Here is an 18786-nt window from a genome sequence, read left to right as displayed (position 1 = left end):
TCAGAACAGCCGGAACTCGTCGGAGTCGGTACCCTTGAGCGCCTCGTAGTCCAGCGTCACACAGCGAATGCCGCGGTCCTCGGCCAACACCCGGGCCTGCGGCTTGATCTGCTGCGCGGCGAACACGCCCTTCACCGGGGCCAGCAGCGGGTCGCGGTTGAGCAGCTCCAGGTACCGGGTCAGCTGCTCGACCCCGTCGATCTCCCCGCGCCGCTTGATCTCCACGGCCACCGACACGCCCTCGGCGTCCCGGCACATCAGGTCCACCGGCCCGATCGCCGTCGGGAACTCGCGGCGCACCAACGACCAGCCGTCGCCGAGGGTGTGCACGTGCTCGGCCAGCAGCACCTGGAGGTGCGCCTCGACGCCGTCCTTGACCAGGCCCGGCTCGATGCCCAGCTCGTGCTTGGAGTCGTGCATGACCTCCTCGAGCGAGATCACCAGCTTCTCGCCGGCCTTGTTCTGCACGGTCCACACGCCCGGGTCCTCGATCAGCCAGCACGGCGGGCTCATCCAGTTCAGCGGCTTGTAGGCGCGGTCGTCGGAGTGCACCGACACCGAGCCGTCGGCCTTGATGAGCAGCAGCCGGTTGGCCATCGGCAGGTGGGCGGTCAGCCTGCCGACGTAGTCGACCTGGCACCGCGCGATCACAAGACGCACCCGGCCCAAAGTACTGGGCGATCCACCGCGGACGCCGCCGGGGTCGGGCCCGCGCCCCCGTCAATCGGGATGACCTGCGCGTATCGGTACCGTCGCCGCCGCCAGCGCCAGCGCCCAGGACTCTTGCCTCCAGCACAGGAGACCGCTCGGCCCCGCCGGTGCTTCGCACGGTTGCCGGATTTCGCCCGCCGCCACCCGACGTGCCCCACCACCTGGCCGGATGCGGCGGGCGAAATCCGGCAAGGGCGAGGCATCGGCTACCCGGGGGCCGAGCCGCCCCGCCGAAGGCGGGGCAAAATCAACACTGTGGAAATGCTCAGTTCTCGTGAGGTGTACCGCAACGCCTGGATGACCGTCCGCGAGGACGACATCCGTCGCCCGGACGGCTCGGCCGGCATCTACGGCGTGGTCGACAAGCCCAACTACGCCCTGGTCATCCCGCTGGACGGGGACCGGCTGCACCTGGTCGAGCAGTTCCGCTACCCGCTGGGGCTGCGGCGCTGGGAGTTCTGCCAGGGCACCGCGCCGGGGCTGGCCGACATGGAGGCCAAGGCGCTGGCCGCCCGGGAGCTGCGCGAGGAGACCGGGCTGCGCGCCAGCGAGCTCGTGGAGCTGGGCGTTCTCGACGTGGCCCCGGGCATGGCCAGCCAACGCGGCACGGTGTTCCTGGCCACCGGCCTGACCGAGGGCCACGCGGAGCGGGAGGTGGAGGAGCAGGACATGCGCACGGCGTGGTTCACCCGCGCCGAGTTCGAGGCGATGATCGCCCGCGGCGAGATCACCGACGCGCAGTCGGTCGCCGCGTACACGCTGCTGCTCCTGCACGAGGCCCGTCAGTCGAGGTCAGCTACGTAACTCGCGTTTCGCTTTAAGCTTTGCTACATGATGGACGTGCGGCGGCTGGTGCTGCTCCGGGATTTGGCCGAGTACCAGACGGTGACGGCGGTCGCCGACGTGCACCATGTGACGGCTTCCGCGGTGTCGCAACAGTTGCGGGCACTGGAGGCCGAGGTCGGCAAGCCGCTGCTGCTGCGCGAGGGCCGGACCGTGCGGCTGACCTCGGCCGGGCGGGCGCTGGCGCGACGGTGCGAGGACGTGCTGGCGGCGCTGGAACGGGCGTCGGCCGAGGTCAACGAGCTGGCCGGGACCATCGACGGCGAGTTGGCGGTGGGCTGCTTCACCAGTGGCTTTCCCGCCGTGGCCATGCCGATGGCCGAGACCCTGCTGGCGCGGCACCCGCAGCTGCGGTTCCGGTTCCAGGAGGCCGAGCCGGAGGAGACGATCCCGCTGCTGCGGCAGCGGCGGCTCGATCTCGTGGTCGCGTATCGGTATCAGCACCTGGGCACGGAGTTGCCGCCCGGGCTGGTCAGCCTGCCGGTGTGCGACGACCCGTTCCTGATCTGCGTGCCCGAGCGGCTTCGGCACGTCGTCGAGGCGGAAGGCCTGGCCGCGCTGCGGGAACAGCCGTGGGTGACGTTCCCGGTCGGCAGTTGCCGGGAGGCGAACGTGCACGCCGCTCGCACCGCCGGTTTCACGCCGGAGCAGGCCCACCTCACCGCCAGCATTCCCGTGGCGCTGGACATGGTCGCCGCGGGGCTGGGCGTGACGATGATGCCCGCCATGGCCGCTCGCAACGCCCCGCCCGGCGTCGCCCTGCTGCCGACCGACGGACTGCACCGGAAGATCGAGGTCGTGGTCCGGGCCGGCACCGAACGCCAGCCGCTGATTAATGCCGCGCTGGAGGCGCTGGCCACGCCCTAGGCTGGCCGGCATGGACTGGCTTGACTGGCACTCCGACTACGACCAGCCGGATTCCTCGCTGGCACAACGTCTTCACGCCGTTCAGACGCAGATCCGAGCCGTGTTGGACGACGCCCCCGCCGGCCCGATCACCGCGCTGAGCGTGTGCGCCGGGCAGGGCCGTGACCTGATCGAGGTGCTGGCCGACCATCCCCGCCGCGGTGACGTGAAGGCGCGCCTGGTGGAGCTGGACGCACGCAACACCGCCTTCGCTTCCTCCGCCGCTGCCGGCCTGGACGTCGAAGTCGTCACCGGCGACGCCTCGCTCACCGCCAACTACCGCGGCATCGCCCCCGCCGACCTCGTGCTGATGTGCGGCGTCTTCGGCAACATCACCGAGGACGACATCCAACGCACCGTCGACACCTGCCGCCAGCTCACCGCTCACCACGGCACCGTCATCTGGACCCGTGGCCGCACCGCCCCCGACCTCCTCCCCCAGGTCTGCACCTGGTTCGAGGAACGGGACTTCGAGCGGGTGTGGGTGTCCGACCCCGCCGTCAACTACGGCGTCGGCGTGCACCGCTACCGCGGCGAACCGTTGCCGCTCAAGGACTCCAGCATGTTCACGTTCATCGGCTGGGACGTGCTCAAGGCCGCCGGCCGCTCACATGGATGACCGGGCCGGACCCCTGGCCGCCACCAGGAATCCGGCCCGGCCTGCTCAGGAGCCGTACACCTGGAACTCCGACACCTGGCCGGCGGGCCAGCCGTCGTTGCCGGTGAAGTTGAGCCGCAGGTAGCGCTGGCTCGTGGCCGGCACGGAGATGGTGACGGTGTTGCCGGTGGCCGGATCGAAGCGGTAGCCGGCGGAACCGACGACCGTGCTGAACGAGCTACCGTTGGTGGAACCCAGTACTGACAAGGTTTCCGTGCGGGCGGACCAGGCAGTGGCGGGTGGCAGGGTGAGGACGATGCGCCGTACGGAGGTGGCGGAGCCGAGGTCGACCTGGAGCCACTGCGGGAAGGCGTTGTTGGCGCTTTCCCAGTAGCTGCTGGTGTTGTTGTCGTTGGCGTTGCCCGGCCCGTACACCTGGGTGGAGCTGCTGGCGGTCATGGCCTTGCCCAACGAGAGGTTGCCGCTCGGCGGCGTGGTGGTGGTCGTGGTGGTCGTCGTTGTAGTGGTGGTCGTGGTGGTCGTCGTTGTAGTGGTGGTCGTGGTCGGCGGCGGGTTGCCGCCGCCGGGGTAGGTGTAGACGGGCGCGGGCCACGGGCCGCAGAAGGGAGTCGAGGGGTACCAACCGGAATTGCCGCCGCCGTCGGAGATGGTGAACCCGGTGCCGAGGCAGCTGTAGATCGGGTTGGGCGCGCCCACGTGGGCGGCGGTGACGTTGCTGAAGCTGGCGGAGCCGCCGGCCTGTAGCTGGAGCACAAAGGTGCCGGTGCCGTCGATGGTGACGTTGCTGAAGTGCACGTTGCTCACCGTGGAGCCCTCGACGGTCTGGATCGCCTCGTACGAGCTGTCGAGCAGGTTGGAGTCGGTGACGTTGATCGTGCCGTTCAGCGCCCCCTGCTGGGCGTCGAACCAGATGGCGCCGACGCCGAACTGCCAGTTGGGGTCGAGCACGCCGGCCCGCAGGGTTGTGTTGCGTGCCAACGTGGTTGTGCCCGAGACCGCCACCGCGTTGAACCGGTTGGCGACGTGGATGCCGCCGCCCTGGGTCTGGGTGTCGGACACGACGTTGTCGGTGACGCTGTTGTCGTGCCCGCCGTAGATGGCGATGTTGTTGGCCAGCATGGGTAACTCGACGGTGTTGAAGGAGAACGTGTTGTCATGGTCGGCGTTGACCTCCGACCACATGGCCAGCCCGTCGTCGCCGAGGTTGCGCAGGAAGTTGTTGGTGACGGTGACGTGGCTGATGCCGTCGTGCAGGTTGAGGCCGTCGGCGGTGGTGTCCAGGATCCGGTTGTTGGACACCGTCAGTCCGTCGAACGGCCCGTCCAGCCACAGGCCGACCTTGACGTGCTGGATCCACAGGTCGGACACGACCGAGCCGCCGCCGAGCGCGCCGCCGACGCCATTGACCTGGTCACAGTCGTTGCGCTCGGTGACCTCGCCCATGATCGCGAAGTCGTAGAGCTTGACGTTGCTGCTGACGCCGGAGTTGCCGCCCTGGCCGCAACTGTTGGGCTCGCCGAGCCCGAACACGCCGACCCGGTTGCCGTGCAGCACGGAGTACCACGGGCCGGCGCCCTGGATCGTCACGTTGTTGACGGTCAGGTGCTGGTTGACCGTGTAGGTGCCCTGCGGCACGTACAGGACCTTGCCCTGTGACGACGCCGCGGCGATGGCCGTGACGAAGGCGCTGCCGGAGTCGGCCGCGCCGCTCGGGTCGGCGCCGTAGGAGGTGACCGACAGCGAGTTGGCCGGCTGGGCCATCGGCGCGCCGACGTTCTCGAAGTCGGCGGTGTCCAGCGTGACGGCGACCGAGGCGGCGTCAAGCTGGAACTTCACCTTGGTGCCGGCGGCCAGCGTGCTGCCGAACATGGTCCGCACGTCGTCGTACATGTGGTGCTGGTTGCCCGCGCCGGGGTCGTTGGTGAACGGGTAGCCGCCGTAGTACCAGCTGTACTTGTTGGTCAGGCTCAGGTCCTGGCTCTTGGACCCGTTGACGTAGACCGCGATGGGCGTGGTGTACGCCGCGCCGCCGGCCGCGTCGGGCACGGAGTAGTGCAGCGTCACGGCGTTGGCTGCGGCGGTGAGGGTGAACTCGACATAGCGGCTGTTGCCCGACAGGGTGACGGCCTTTCGCCCGGACGCCTCACCGGCCAGGGTGCCGGCCGCGCGGGAGGGGCCGATGACCGTGCCGTTGGTCGCCGCCGACTCGGCCTCGTATTCGGTGAAGGGGACCGTGGCTCCCCGGCCGCCGGTGGCCGCGGCCGCCGAGGGCGCGACGTGCGGGGCAGCCAGGGCGAGTCCGACGAGCGTGGCGACGCCGAGGCCGGCCGCCGCCAGTCGCAGGGATAAGGGACGCAGGGATCGCGCAGACATCGTCGTCTCCACTTCGGCTCAGGATGCCGGTGTGACGGCCACCATAAGAAGACGAGACGACCAACTGCAATATCTGTATCGGAAAGTTGAAAACTTTCTACCGGTTAACGCAAGTATGCGACAGTAGTGCAAACGCGCGCCATCGGACGACCGTCCGGCCGCCTAGGGACACGGTCTACCTCCGCAAGAACGCGCGCAACACCCCTCGCGGATGGCAGGCGGGGCGTGGATGGGCGGGCATCCGAACCACCCACCCGAACCGGTAACTCGCTTGCCCCAGAGCGGGACTCGCGGGCCTACCAGCAGGTGTTCAGCTCGACCAGACAGCCCGGCGCTTCTCCAGGAACGCCGCCATGCCCTCACGGGCGTCGGGCAGCTGGGACGCCGCCGCCATGACTTCCAGGGCCAGCGCGTAGGCGTCCGCCTCCGGCCGATCGAGCTGCGCGTACAGGGTCCGCTTCCCCAGCGCCTTGCTGGCCCGACTCCCCCGAGTCGCCCGGGCCAGCAACTCATCAACCGCCGCATCCAACGCATCGTCAGGCACGACCCGGTTGACCAACCCCCACTCCAAGGCTGTGGCAGCGTCGATCGGGTCGCCGGTCAGGGCCAGCTCCATCAGCCGCTTGCGGCCGACGGCTCGGGCCACCGGCACGGCCGGGGTGTGGCAGAACCAGCCGCCGTTGCCGCCGGGCAGGGCGAAGCCGGCCGACGCGACGGCCACGGCCAGATCACAGGAGGCGACGAGCTGACAGCCGGCGGCGGTGGCCAGGCCGTGCACGCGGGCGACGACCACCTGCGGGGCGGACTGCAGGGCCCGCATCAGCTCGGTGCACAGGGTCAGCAGCTCGCGGACGCCGAGCAGGTCGCGGGCGGCGACGTCGCCGAAGTCGTGGCCGGCGGAGAAGACGGGGCCGGCGGCGGCCAGCACGAGACCGGTGGCGTCGGAGGCGGCCACCGAGCGGACGGCGTCCAGCAGCTCGCCGAGATGGTCGGCGGACAGCGAATTGCGCCGGGATGGGCGGTTCATGGTGATCCGTGCCGTCGCCCCGGCCTGATCGAGCAGGATGTGCTGGTAGGAGGCCATGTCCTCACGCTGCCACATCCGAACCGACATTCACAGCGAGTCACCCGGCGCGTGCGCAGCGCATTCCGACAAAATCGTTCGAGCGCCATTGGTCGACGAATTCAGAAGTGCGATCGGACCATTGAGGGACGGACCGGGCGCGGCGGCGACGGTCGTCACCCTCTGTCGACAAGTTGGACCGAGCACCAAAGCTTGTACGTCCGAACGGGTTAGGCTCGCTTAGGCCAGGCAGGCTACCTCGGCGGCCGCCTGTCCGCCATTTCAATCACAATCGCGCCACGGACGCGTGCGAAATCTGGCGTCACTCAGCCTTTGGTAAGAGAGTCTGCTGAACTCGTGGGAACTGGTGAGTTCCCAACGGGAGCAATTGGTTGTGCGCACGCCGAAGGCAGGGGTGAGACGATGACGGCGCCCATGGATGTTCCGGGCGACGCGGTCCAGGCTGAGCCTGAGGCCGTGCTGGCCGGGATGGGCAAGGCGATCGAGGGCCGGTCGCTGCGGCAGATCGCCTGGATGCGGCTGCGGCGGGACAAGGTCGCGATGGCCGGTGGCGTCGTGGTCGTGCTCCTGGTCGTCGCCGCGGCGGTGGCCTTCGTGCTGGACCGGGTGTTCGGCGTCATCCCCACCACCACGTTCAACCAGTCGCTGATCGACCCGGACCTGCAGATCCCGAAGGGCGCGTTCGGCGGCATCAGCGCCGATCACCCGCTCGGCGTGGAGCCGGTCAACGGCCGCGACCTGCTGGCCCGCATCTTCGCCGGTTCCTGGGTGTCGCTGCTGATCGCGTTCCTGTCCACGGTGATGTCGGTGGTCATCGGCACCGTGATGGGCGTGATCGCCGGCTTCTTCGGCGGCTGGGTGGACACGCTGATCAGCCGGCTGATGGACGTGTTCCTGGCGTTCCCGCTGCTGCTGTTCGCGCTGGCGCTGGCCGGCGTGGTGCCGGACAACGCGTTCGGCCTGTCCGGCGACGCGCTGCGCATCGCCCTGCTGATCTTCATCATCGGCTTCTTCAACTGGTCCTACATCGGCCGCATCATCCGGGGCCAGACGCTGTCGCTGCGCGAGCGCGAGTTCGTGGACGCGGCGCGCAGCCTCGGCGCGCGGGCGCCGCACATCCTGTTCCGGGAGCTGCTGCCCAACCTGGCCGCGCCGATCCTGGTGTACTCCACGCTGCTGATCCCGACCAACGTGCTGTTCGAGTCGGCGCTGTCGTTCCTGGGCGTCGGCGTCCGACCGCCGACCCCGACCTGGGGCGGCATGCTCTCCGACGCGACGCAGTACTACCAGATCGACCCCGAGTTCATGCTCGTGCCCGGTCTGGCGATCTTCATCACCGTGTTGGCGTTCAACCTGTTCGGCGACGGTCTGCGCGACGCGCTCGACCCACGTGCCCGGTGACGAACCAAGCTCTGCACCCAGTCTGGAATGCAGGTTCGAGAAAGATGAGGGGTTGACCAGATCATGAAGAGAAAGCGGATCATGGCGGCGGTCGCCGCCGCCTCCGCGCTCGCCGTGGGCCTGACCGCCTGCAGCGGCGGCGGCTCCGGCTCGTCCAGCTCCGGCAGCGGCACCGCCACCTACAACGCCGCCATCGGCAAGGTGTTCAACCCCTCGGACACCAAGGGCGGCACCCTCCGGATGGCCAACTCCGGCGACTGGGACTCGCTCGACCCGGCCGACATGTACTACGGCTACGAGTGGAACTTCGCCCGCCTGACCGGCCGCAGCCTGGTCACCTTCGCCTCCGCCCCCGGCCAGGAGGGCACCAAGCTGGTGCCGGACCTGGCGACCTCGCTGGGCCAGTCCAGCGACGGCGGCAAGACCTGGACCTACAAGCTGCGCTCGGGCGTGAAGTTCGAGGACGGCAGCACGGTCACCTCCAAGGACGTCAAGTACGCGGTCGAGCGGTCGCTGGACAAGACCGTCTTCCCCGACGGCCCCACGTACTTCAACGACTTCCTCGACCTGCAGGGCTACACCACGCCCTACAGCGACCCGACGCCGGACAAGCTGGGCCTCAAGGCCATCGAGACGCCGGACGACTCGACGATCGTCTTCCACCTGAAGACGGCGTTCTCCGGCTTCGACTACTTCGCCGCGCTGCCCTCGACCATGCCGGTCCAGCAGGCCAAGGACACCGGCGCCGACTACAAGAAGCACGTGGTCTCCACCGGTCCGTACAAGTTCGCCGAGAACAACCTGAGCAAGAACTTCACGCTGGTCCGCAACGACCAGTGGGACCCGAAGACCGACCCGTTCCGCAAGGCGCTGCCGGACCAGATCACGGTCCAGCTCAACGTCAACGCCGATGACATCGACTCCCGGCTGCTGGCCGGCGACCTCGACGTGGACATCGCCGGCACCGGCGTGCAGGCCGCGGCCCAGGGCAAGATCCTGGCCAACCCGCAGCAGAAGGCCGACGCGGACAACCCGGTCAGCGACCGGCTCTGGTACGCCGGCATCAACGGCGACGTGGCCCCGCTGGACAACATCCACTGCCGCAACGCGGTCGAGTACGCCGCGGACAAGACGTCCTACCAGGCCGCGTACGGCGGCCCGACCAGCGGCGGCGACATCGCCACCCACCTGCTGCCGCCGCCCACCCAGGGCTCGGAGAACTTCGACCCGTTCCCGTCGCCCAACAACGCCGGCGACGTGGACAAGGCCAAGCAGGAACTGCAGGCCTGTGGCCAGCCCAACGGCTTCAGCACCAACATCTCCTACCGGGCCGAGCGTCCGAAGGAGAAGAACGCGGCCGAGGCGCTGCAGCAGTCGCTGTCCAAGGTCGGCATCAAGCTGACGATCAAGCCGTTCCCGCAGGGCGACTACTTCAAGCTCTACGCGGGCAAGCCGGACTACGCCAAGAACAACGGCCTGGGCATCATGCTCACCGGCTGGCAGGGCGACTGGACGGACGGCTTCGGCTTCCTCAAGCAGATCGTGGACAGCCGCGTCATCCGGGCCACCGGCGGCAACACCAACCTGACGGTCAAGGACCCGGCCGTGGACGCGCTGATCGACAAGGCGACCACCACCGCCGACACCGACGCCCGCAACAAGGCGTGGGTGGACGTGGACAAGAAGGTCATGTCGGACGCGTACATCCTGCCGGGCATCTTCGCCAAGGCCCTGCTGTACCGCCCGAAGAACCTGACCAACGTGTTCGTCAACGACGCGTACGGCATGTACGACTACCTCGCGCTCGGCGTGAAGAAGTAGCCGGAAGGTAGGTGAAGGCGTAAGGCGCCCGGCCGCCGTCGTCCGACGACGGCGGCCGGGCCGCCATCAGCCGTCCCGGTGTTCGCATATCTGATTCGTCGCCTGATCGGGGCGATCGTGATGCTGTTCATCGTCAGCATCGCGGTCTTCCTGATCTTCTTCCTGCTGCCGCGCATCGGCGGCGCGACCGCGGACGACCTCGCGTCCCGCTACGTCGGCAAGACCGCCGACGTGACGCAGATCCACGCGATGGCGGTCAAGCTCGGCTTCACCGACCCGCTCTACGTGCAGTACGGCCGGTTCCTGTCGGGCATCTTCGTCGGCACCGACTACAACACCGGTCCGACCACGGTGCACTGCCCGGCGCCGTGCCTTGGCTACTCGTTCCTGCAGCAGCAGCCGGTGCTGCCGGACCTGCTCGACCGCTTCCCGGTGACCCTGTCGCTGGCCGTCGGCGGCGCGATCGTGTGGCTGGCCTTCGGTGTCTCCGCCGGCGTGATCTCCGCGCTGCGCAAGGGCAGCGTGTTCGACCGGACGGCGATGGGCATCGCGCTGGCCGGCGTGTCGCTGCCGATCTTCTTCACCGGTCTGCTGGCGCTGAACATCTTCAGCTACACCCTGGGCTGGTTCCCGCCGGGCGGCAGCTACACCGAGTTCACCGAGAACCCGGCGCTGTGGGCCTACGACCTGGCGCTGCCCTGGCTGACGCTGGCCTTCCTCAACGCCGCCGCGTACGCCCGGCTGACCCGGGCCGGCATGCTGGAGACGATGGGCGAGGACTTCATCCGGACCGCGCGGGCCAAGGGCCTGCCGGAGAGCACGGTGGTGGTCCGGCACGGCCTGCGGGCCGCGCTGACCCCGATCACCACCATCTTCGGCCTGGACATCGGCATCCTGCTGGGCAGCTCGATCCTGACCGAGAAGACCTACTCGCTCAACGGCCTGGGCCAGTACGCGCTGCAGGCGATCACCCAGAACGACCTGCCGAAGGTGCTGGGCGTGACCCTGCTGGCCGCCACCTTCGTCATCGTGGCCAACCTGGTGGTGGACGTGCTGTACGTGGTCATCGATCCGAGGGTGCGTATCTAGTGACCGCCGACGTACTTCTCTCCGCGGAGGCGGAATCATGACCGAGCAATGGGAACCGCCCCAGCAGCGGAGCTTCCTTGAGGTCAACGACCTCCGGGTGCACTTCAACACCGACGACGGCGTCGTGAAGTCGGTGGACGGGCTGTCGTTCAAGCTGGAGCGCGGCAAGACGCTGGGCATCGTCGGCGAGTCCGGCTCCGGCAAGAGCGTGAGCAGCATGGCCCTGATGGGACTGCAGCGCTACGCCAAGGCGAAGATGTCCGGTGAGATCTGGCTGGACGGCGAGGAGCTGCTGACCGCCGACGACGACCACGTGCGGTCGTTGCGGGGCAAGAAGATGGCGATGATCTTCCAGGATCCGCTGTCGGCGATGCACCCGTTCTACACGGTCGGGCAGCAGATCATCGAGGCCTACCGGATCCACCACAAGGTGACCAAGCAGGTGGCCCGCAAGCACGCCATCGAGATGCTGGACCGGGTGGGCATCCCGCAGCCGAACTCGCGGGTGGACGACTACCCGCACCAGTTCTCCGGCGGCATGCGGCAGCGGGCCATGATCGCGATGGCGCTGTGCTGCGACCCGGAGCTGCTGATCGCCGACGAGCCGACCACCGCGCTGGACGTCACCGTGCAGGCCCAGATCCTGGACCTGATCAAGGACCTGCAGCAGGAGTTCGGCTCCGCGGTCATCATCATCACCCACGACCTGGGCGTGGTGGCCGAGCTGGCCGACGACATCATGGTGATGTACGCGGGGCGGTCGGTGGAGCAGGGCAGCGCGCGCGAGGTGTTCCACACGCCGCAGCACCCCTACACCTGGGGACTGCTGTCCTCGATGCCGCGGCTGGACCGGGACCGCTCCGAGCGGCTGCTGCCGATCAAGGGCACGCCGCCCAGCCTGATCAACGTGCCCAGCGGGTGCGCGTTCCACCCGCGCTGCGCGTACAAGGACCTGGCCGGCGACGCCACCACCTCGGTGGTGCCCGAGCTGGAGGACGTCGGCGGCGGCCACCGGGTGGCCTGCCATCTCGGCGTCGACCAGCGGCTGCGGATCTGGACCAACGAGATCCAGCCGAAACTCTAGGAAGATGGAGACCACTGTGGACAGTCTGTTGACGGTTTCGGGGCTGCGCAAGCACTTCCCGATCCGCCGGGGACTGCTGCGCCGGCAGGTCGGCGCGGTCAAGGCCGTCGACGGACTCGAGTTCTCGGTGCGGACCGGCGAGACCCTGTCCCTGGTCGGCGAGTCCGGCTGCGGCAAGACCACCACCGGCCGGCTGTTGACCCGGCTGCTCGAGCCGACCGACGGCAAGATCGTCTTCGAGGGACGGGACATCACGCACCTGTCCAACTCGGCGATGCGGCCGCTGCGCCGCGACGTGCAGATGATCTTCCAGGACCCGTACTCGTCGCTGAACCCGCGGCACAACGTGGGCACCATCATCGGGGCCCCGTTCAAGCTGCAGAAGGTGGCGACACCGCAGGGCGTGAAGAAGGCCGTGCAGGAGCTGCTGGAGCTGGTCGGGCTCAACCCCGAGCACTACAACCGGTACCCGCACGAGTTCTCCGGCGGCCAGCGCCAGCGCATCGGCATCGCCCGGACGCTGGCGCTCAAGCCCAAGCTGATCGTGGCCGACGAGCCGGTGTCCGCGCTGGACGTGTCGATCCAGGCCCAGGTGATCAACCTGCTGGAGGACCTGCAGGGCGAGCTGGACCTGACCTACGTGATGATCGCGCACGACCTGTCGGTGGTGCGGCACGTGTCGGACCGGGTCGCGGTGATGTACCTCGGCAAGATCATGGAGATCGCCGACCGGACCTCGCTGTACGAGCGGCCGATGCACCCGTACACGGTGGCCCTGCTGTCGGCCGTGCCGACGCCGGACCCCGACAACAAGGGCAAGCGGGAGCGCATCCGGCTGGTCGGCGACGTGCCCAGTCCGATCAACCCGCCGCCGGCCTGCCGGTTCCACACCCGGTGCTGGAAGGCCCAGGACAAGTGCAAGACGGTGGAGCCGCCGCTGGTGGAGCTGGCCCCGGGCCAGCAGGTGGCCTGCCACTTCCCGGAGAACGTCCCGGCGAGCTCCGAGAAGGCCACCGCCGCGGCCGAGTAGCCACGGCACGAAAGAACCCCCGCGAGACGCGCTCGCGGGGGTTCTTTCGTGTCCACCCCCGCGAGTCCCGCTCTCAGGCACGTGAAACACGAGTTTCAAGCCGGGCCGAAACCCGTATTTCGCTTGCCCCAGAGCGGGACTCGCGGGGGTTTGCCGGGTCGAGGTTGCCCGTTCGGACGGGCTGCGGGCATCGGCGGCACGATCCCCTCCACCGCCTCATACCCGATCTGACCTGCGCATATCATGGCCCGCACGGCCAAGAGAACACCCCAAGGTAACCGTGGTCACAGCGTCTCAAACTTGATTGTGCACGATGTAATCGCCTACTGTTCTTCTCATCGAGCCCGACCCACGAAGGAGCCACCGAGATGCGCATCAAGGCCACCATCGCCCGCACCCTGGCCGTCGGCGCCGTCCTGGCCACGACGGCGGCGCTGTCCCTGGCCCCGTCCTCCTCGGCCACGCCGGCGACGCCCGACAACCACGGCCCCAAGCCCACCGTGGTCCTGGTGCACGGCGCCTTCGCCGACGCCTCCAGCTGGAACGGGGAGATCACCGACCTGGAACGCCGCGGCTACCCGGTGATCGCGGCAGCCAACCCGCTGCGCGGCGTCGCCTCCGACGCAGCGTCCATCCGGGCCCTGGTCGAGAGCGTCAAGGGCCCGGTCATCCTGGTCGGCCACTCCTACGGCGGCCAGGTCATCAGCACCGCCGCCCTGAACGAGCCCAACGTGAAGGCCCTGGTCTACGTGGCCGCGTTCCTCCCCGAGAAGGGCGAGAGCGCGCTGGGGCTGACCAACAAGTTCCCGGGCAGCACGCTCGGCGACACCCTGCAGACAGTGGCCCTGCCCGACGGCAACACCGACCTGTACGTGAAGCAGGACCTGTTCCCGAAGCAGTTCGCCGCCGACGTCCCGCTGGCCCAGGCCAAGCTGATGGCCGCCACCCAGCGGCCGGTCGCCCAGGCGGCGCTGACCGAGGCCTTGGGCGAGCCGGCCTGGCACACCATCCCGTCCTGGTCGATCATCCCGACCGCCGACAAGAACATCCCGGTGCAGGCCCAGGAGTTCATGGCGCAGCGGGCCCACGCCCACACCGTCGAGATCAAGGGCGCCTCGCACGCCGTCCTGGTCTCGCACCCCCAGGCCGTCACCGCCCAGATCATCGCCGCCGCCACCGCCACCGTCCGCTGACGACCTGTCAAGCCTCTGATGCTTGGAAAGGACCATTCCTGACGTTCAACGTCAGGAATGGTCCTTTCACAACGTTCAGAGGGCGTGGGCTTCGCGGATGACGTTGACGATCTCGTCCATGATCTGGGTCAGCTCGTAGTCCTTGGGCGTGAACACCCGGGCCACGCCGCGTTCGGCCAGCGCGGCGGCGTCCTCCGGCGGGATGATGCCGCCGACGATCACCGGCACGTCACCGGCTCCGGCGGCCCGCAGGCCCTGCACCACCGCCGGCACGACCTCCAGGTGCGAGCCGGACAGCACGGACAGGCCGACGATGTGCACGTCCTCCTGCACGGCGGCGGCCACGATCTGTGCCGGCGTCAGCCGAATCCCTTGGTACACAACCTCGAAGCCGACGTCACGGGCCCGCACGGCGATCTGCTCGGCCCCGTTGGAGTGGCCGTCGAGGCCGGGCTTGCCGACCAGAATGCGCAGCCGCTCGCCGATCTGCCGGCCGGTCTGCTGCACCCGTTCCCGCACGGCGGCGATCGCCGAGCCGGCCTCACCGACCGTGGCGGCGGCGGAAACCCCGGTCGGGGCCCGGTACTCGCCGAAGGCCTCACGCAGCGCGGCGGCCCACTCCCCGGTCGTCACGCCGGCCCGGGCGCAGGCCAGGCTGGCCTCCATCAGGTTCTCGTCGGTCTTGGCGGCGTCCCGCAGCGCGATCAGCGACGCCTCGGCCGCGGCGTTGTCCCGCGACTCCCGCCAGCGCGCCAGCGCCTCGACGGCCTGCTTCTCCACCGCCGGGTCGATGGTCTCAATGGCCTTGGCCCCCTCGGCCTGCAACGGCGACGGCTCGCTGGTGTCGAACCTGTTCACGCCGACGATCACGTCCTCGCCGGCCTCCAGCCGCCGCCGGCGCTCGGCCAGCGAGCTCACCAGCGAGGACTTCATGTAGCCGGTCTCCACGGCGGCCACCGCGCCGCCCATGGCCTGCACCCGGTCGATCTCCTCGCGGGCCCCAGCCAGCAGTTCGTCCACCTTGGCCTGCACCACGTGCGAGCCGTCGAAGATGTCCTCGTACTCCAGCAGATCGGTCTCGTAGGCCAGCACCTGCTGCATGCGCAGCGCCCACTGCTGGTCCCACGGCCGGGGCAGGCCCAGCGCCTCGTTCCACGCCGGCAGCTGGATCGCGCGAGCCCGCGCGTTGCGCGACAGCGACACCGCCAGCATCTCCAGCACGATGCGCTGCACGTTGTTCTCCGGCTGCGCCTCAGTCAGGCCCAGCGAGTTGACCTGCACGCCGTAGCGGAACCGGCGCTGCTTCGGGTCGGCGATGCCGTACCGGTCGCGGGTCACCTCGTCCCACAGCACGGCGAAGGCCCGCATCTTGCACATCTCCTCGACGAACCGCACACCGGCGTTGACGAAGAAGGAGATGCGGGCCACCACGTCGCCCATGCGCTCGGGCGGCACCTGCCCGGAGTCGCGCACCGCGTCCAGCACGGCGATCGCCGTGCACATCGCGTAGGCGATCTCCTGCACCGGCGTGGCCCCGGCCTCCTGCAGGTGGTACGAGCAGACGTTGATCGGGTTCCACTTCGGCACGTTGGCCACGGTCCAGGCGACCATGTCGGTGATCAGCCGCAGGCTCGGCCCGGGCGGGAACACGTAGGTGCCGCGGGACAGGTACTCCTTGATGATGTCGTTCTGGGTGGTGCCGGCCAGCTTCGCGACGTCGGCGCCGTCCTCGCGGGCCACGCTCACGTACAGCGCCAGCAGCCACATCGCGGTGGCGTTGATGGTCATCGACGTGTTGGCGTCGGCCAGCGGGATCTGGTCGAACAGCTGCCGCATGTCGCCGATGTGCGCGATGGGCACGCCGACCTTGCCGACCTCGCCGCGGGCCAGCTCGTGGTCGGAGTCGTAGCCGGTCTGGGTCGGCAGGTCGAAAGCCACCGACAGGCCGGTCTGGCCCTTGGCCAGGTTGCGCCGGTACAGGGCGTTGGACGCGGCCGCCGACGAATGGCCGGCGTAGGTGCGCATCACCCACGGGCGATCGCGTTCGCGGTCGGTCGGGTACGGCACTGGGCCACCTCCGGTCACGGCGTCGTGTCCGGTCAGCGTACTGGCCAGTAACCTTGATCTACCTGGTGGAATTGCTCACACGATCGGTTTAGATGACTGTTACGCCTGCTCAGCCACCCGCTGGATGTTCGCCCCGAGGCGCTGCATGTTCTCCACGAACTGCGGGTAGCCGCGGTCGATGTGGAAAACATCCCAGACATCGGTCACCCCGTCGGCGCACAGCCCGCCGAGCACCAGGCCGACGCCGGCGCGGATGTCGGAGGCCCACACCGGGGCCGCGGACAGCCGCTCCAGGCCGCGCACCACGGCGTGATGGCCGTCGGTGCGGGCGTCGGCCCCCATCCGCACCATCTCCTCGATGAAGCGGAACCGGGACTCGAACAGGTTCTCGGTGATCATCGACGTGCCGTCGGCCACCGCGGCCATGGCGATGGCGAACGGCTGCAGGTCGGTGGCGAAGCCCGGGTAGGGCAGGGTGACGAAGTCGACCGCCTTGGGCCGCTCGTCCATCACCACCCGGAAGCCGTCCTCGACCAGCGAGACGTCGGCCCCGGCCATGCGCAGCTTCTCCAGCACCAGGTCCAGGTGGTGCGGGTCGACACCGCGGACGGTGATGTCGCCACGGGTGATCGCGGCGGCGAAGCCCCAGGTGGCGCCCACGATGCGGTCGCCGATGACCCGGTGCTCGGTCGGCTCCAGCCGGTCGACGCCGTGCACGGTCAGGGTGGAGGTGCCGGCGCCCTCGATCTTCGCGCCCATCTGCGTGAGCATCGTGCACAGGTCGGAGATCTCCGGCTCACGCGCGGCGTTGTCGATCACCGTGGTGCCGCTGGCCAGCACCGCGGCCATCAGGATATTCTCGGTGGCGCCCATGCTCGGGAAGTCCAGCCAGATCTGCGCGCCCCGCAGCTCGTCGGCCTCGGCCACCACGTTGCCGTGCTCGATGGTGCTGGACGCGCCGAGCTGGCGCAGGCCGCTCTGGTGCATGTCCAGCGGGCGCTGGCCGATCGCGTCGCCGCCGGGCAGCGCCACCACGGCCCGCTTGCAGCGGCCGACCAGCGGGCCCAGCACGCAGACCGAGGCCCGCAGCTTGCCCACTGACGGCGAGGTCGCCTCGTGGTTGAGCTCGGCCGGCGTGGTGATGGTGACCGTCGCGCCGTCCACCTCGACCGCACAGCCCAAGTCCCGCAACACATCCGCCATCAGCGGCACGTCGAGGATCTCCGGGCAGTTGGTGAGCGTGGTGGTGCCCTCGGCCAGCAGGGCCGCCGCCATCAGCTTGAGCACGCTGTTCTTGGCGCCGACCACGTCCACCGTGCCGACCAGCCGTGCCCCGCCCTCGACCCTGAAGTGCTCGCTCAACCTGTATCTCCTAGCGTTTCGACCCGGCCGGAGCCGTCGACCATCGTACGGAAACGGGAAAGGCTCTATGGTCCGGGTATGTCCGTGCACCTGACCCGCATCTACACCCGCGTCGGCGACGACGGCACGACCGCCCTCGGCGACTTCTCCCGGGTGCCCAAGACCTCCCCGCGGCTGGCCGCCTACGCCGACGTCGACGAGACCAACGCGGCCATCGGGGTGGCCATCGCACTCGGTCAGTTGCCCGAGGACCTCTCCGGGTTGCTCCGCAAGATCCAGAACGACCTTTTCGACGTCGGGGCCGACCTCTGCACCCCGATTGTTCCCGACCCGAAGTATCCGCCGCTGCGGGTCACCCAGGCCTACATCGACCGGCTGGAAGGCTGGTGCGACGAGCACAACGCCGACCTGCCGGCGCTGAAGTCGTTCATTCTCAACGGCGGCACGCCCGGGGCGGCGCTGCTGCACCAGGCCCGCACCATCACCCGCCGGGCCGAACGGGCCACCTGGGCCCTGCTGGAGGCCGAGGCGGAGCAGACCAACGTGCTGGCCGCCAAGTACCTCAACCGCCTGTCCGACCTGCTGTTCATCCTGGCCCGGGTGGCCAACCCCGACGGCGATGTCCTCTGGCAGCCCGGCGGCAACGCCTGAGAAACACCGCCTGAAAAACACGCGAGTCCCGCTCTCGGGCAACCGAATGTCGAGTTCCGAAACTCGCATCATGGTTGTCTGAGAGCGGGACTCGCGGGGGTTCAGCTGGCCCAGGGGATGATGCTGCCTGGGGGGCTTGATTCCAGCCAGGACAGGAAGCCGGTCATGGCGTCCACGCCCATGGCGATCTCCACGGTGCCGTCGGGGCCGTGGCAGCTGATCACCATGGCCCCCAGGGGCATCGAATAGGTCTCCGCGCCGGTGGGCTCGCGGCGGGCGTCGATCTCCAGGCCGTCACGGCGGATCACCTTGTCCGGACCCGTCCGCACGGACAGCACCCGGTACCAGACGAACTCGTCACCGCGGTAGCGGCCCACACCCAGCTGCCAGCCCCGGCCGCTGTCGTCCTTGCGGCCGCGCACGGCCACGTGCACGCCACCGGCGCGCAACAGCCGAAGCCGGCGCCAGGCCAGCAGGCCCAGCCCCCCGGCCGTGACGACCAGGACCACTGCCACGATCCAAGTCATCTCCACGGCCCCGCCCGTCAGCCCG

General features: G+C 69.2%; 16 protein-coding genes. 10 read left to right on the top strand and 6 right to left on the bottom strand.

What is annotated here, in order from left to right; all coding sequences use genetic code 11:
• Window positions 1–660: an endonuclease NucS gene (gene nucS, locus JJ691_RS45045; protein WP_211765514.1), complete on the bottom strand. Its 660-nt coding sequence runs from the start codon at window positions 658–660 to the stop codon at window positions 1–3.
• A gap of 312 nt (window positions 661–972) precedes the next feature.
• Here nucS and JJ691_RS45040 point away from each other — a divergent pair, with 312 nt between their 5' ends.
• Genes JJ691_RS45040 through JJ691_RS45030 form a run of 3 tightly spaced genes read left to right on the top strand, consistent with a single transcriptional unit; the run spans window position 973 to window position 3079 of the window.
• Window positions 973–1515 carry an NUDIX domain-containing protein gene (locus JJ691_RS45040; RefSeq protein WP_442912564.1) on the top strand — a complete coding sequence of 181 codons (543 nt, stop codon included), beginning with the start codon at window positions 973–975 and terminating at the stop codon, window positions 1513–1515.
• Window positions 1516–1542: 27 nt separating this feature from the next.
• Entirely contained in the window at window positions 1543–2421 is an 879-nt protein-coding gene (locus JJ691_RS45035) for a LysR family transcriptional regulator (RefSeq protein WP_211765512.1), read from the top strand.
• Window positions 2422–2431: 10 nt separating this feature from the next.
• On the top strand, window positions 2432–3079 hold the full coding sequence (locus JJ691_RS45030; RefSeq protein ID WP_211765511.1) for a class I SAM-dependent methyltransferase: 648 nt from the start codon (window positions 2432–2434) through the stop codon (window positions 3077–3079).
• Window positions 3080–3124: 45 nt separating this feature from the next.
• Here JJ691_RS45030 and JJ691_RS45025 read toward each other — a convergent pair whose 3' ends face one another.
• Window positions 3125–5452: a discoidin domain-containing protein gene (locus JJ691_RS45025; RefSeq protein ID WP_211765510.1), complete on the bottom strand. Its 2328-nt coding sequence runs from the start codon at window positions 5450–5452 to the stop codon at window positions 3125–3127.
• 310 nt (window positions 5453–5762) lie between these two features.
• Window positions 5763–6536, bottom strand: coding sequence for an enoyl-CoA hydratase-related protein (locus tag JJ691_RS45020; protein ID WP_211765509.1), 774 nt, complete (start codon window positions 6534–6536; stop codon window positions 5763–5765).
• 402 nt (window positions 6537–6938) lie between these two features.
• Between JJ691_RS45020 and JJ691_RS45015 the strand changes: the two genes are divergently transcribed.
• The 6 genes from JJ691_RS45015 (at window position 6939) to JJ691_RS44990 (ending at window position 14154) form a co-directional block, all read left to right on the top strand.
• Window positions 6939–7937, top strand: a complete 999-nt coding sequence (locus JJ691_RS45015) for an ABC transporter permease (protein WP_211765508.1) — start codon at window positions 6939–6941, stop codon at window positions 7935–7937.
• A 63-nt stretch (window positions 7938–8000) separates the two neighbouring features.
• Window positions 8001–9758: an ABC transporter substrate-binding protein gene (locus JJ691_RS45010; protein WP_211765507.1), complete on the top strand. Its 1758-nt coding sequence runs from the start codon at window positions 8001–8003 to the stop codon at window positions 9756–9758.
• Window positions 9759–9836: 78 nt separating this feature from the next.
• Window positions 9837–10847, top strand: a complete 1011-nt coding sequence (locus tag JJ691_RS45005) for an ABC transporter permease (protein WP_211765506.1) — start codon at window positions 9837–9839, stop codon at window positions 10845–10847.
• Window positions 10848–10884: 37 nt separating this feature from the next.
• Window positions 10885–11931: an ABC transporter ATP-binding protein gene (locus tag JJ691_RS45000; protein ID WP_211765505.1), complete on the top strand. Its 1047-nt coding sequence runs from the start codon at window positions 10885–10887 to the stop codon at window positions 11929–11931.
• Window positions 11932–11935: 4 nt separating this feature from the next.
• Complete coding sequence (locus JJ691_RS44995; protein WP_211765504.1) at window positions 11936–12961, top strand: ABC transporter ATP-binding protein; 1026 nt, start codon at window positions 11936–11938, stop codon at window positions 12959–12961.
• Window positions 12962–13329: 368 nt separating this feature from the next.
• Window positions 13330–14154, top strand: coding sequence for an alpha/beta fold hydrolase (locus tag JJ691_RS44990; RefSeq protein WP_211765503.1), 825 nt, complete (start codon window positions 13330–13332; stop codon window positions 14152–14154).
• A 75-nt stretch (window positions 14155–14229) separates the two neighbouring features.
• On the opposite strand, the gene JJ691_RS44985 is transcribed toward JJ691_RS44990, so the two are convergent.
• Together JJ691_RS44985 and murA are read right to left on the bottom strand one after the other, a co-directional pair.
• A complete protein-coding gene (locus JJ691_RS44985; RefSeq protein ID WP_211765502.1) occupies window positions 14230–16221 on the bottom strand; it encodes a protein meaA in 1992 nt (663 codons plus the stop codon).
• A 99-nt stretch (window positions 16222–16320) separates the two neighbouring features.
• Complete coding sequence (gene murA / locus JJ691_RS44980; protein WP_211765501.1) at window positions 16321–17583, bottom strand: UDP-N-acetylglucosamine 1-carboxyvinyltransferase; 1263 nt, start codon at window positions 17581–17583, stop codon at window positions 16321–16323.
• A gap of 78 nt (window positions 17584–17661) precedes the next feature.
• Between murA and JJ691_RS44975 the strand changes: the two genes are divergently transcribed.
• Window positions 17662–18234: a cob(I)yrinic acid a,c-diamide adenosyltransferase gene (locus tag JJ691_RS44975; RefSeq protein WP_211765500.1), complete on the top strand. Its 573-nt coding sequence runs from the start codon at window positions 17662–17664 to the stop codon at window positions 18232–18234.
• Window positions 18235–18335: 101 nt separating this feature from the next.
• Here the strand turns inward: JJ691_RS44975 and JJ691_RS44970 are convergent, their stop codons facing one another.
• On the bottom strand, window positions 18336–18761 hold the full coding sequence (locus JJ691_RS44970; protein WP_211765499.1) for a DUF2550 domain-containing protein: 426 nt from the start codon (window positions 18759–18761) through the stop codon (window positions 18336–18338).
• Window positions 18762–18786 lie beyond the last annotated feature (25 nt).

Origin of the sequence: Kutzneria sp. CA-103260, assembly GCF_018263855.1 — a bacterium.
Classification (GTDB): Bacteria; Actinomycetota; Actinomycetes; order Mycobacteriales; family Pseudonocardiaceae; genus Kutzneria.
Note: the sequence above shows the minus strand (reverse complement) of the source record. Positions and strands in the feature narration are given on the sequence as shown.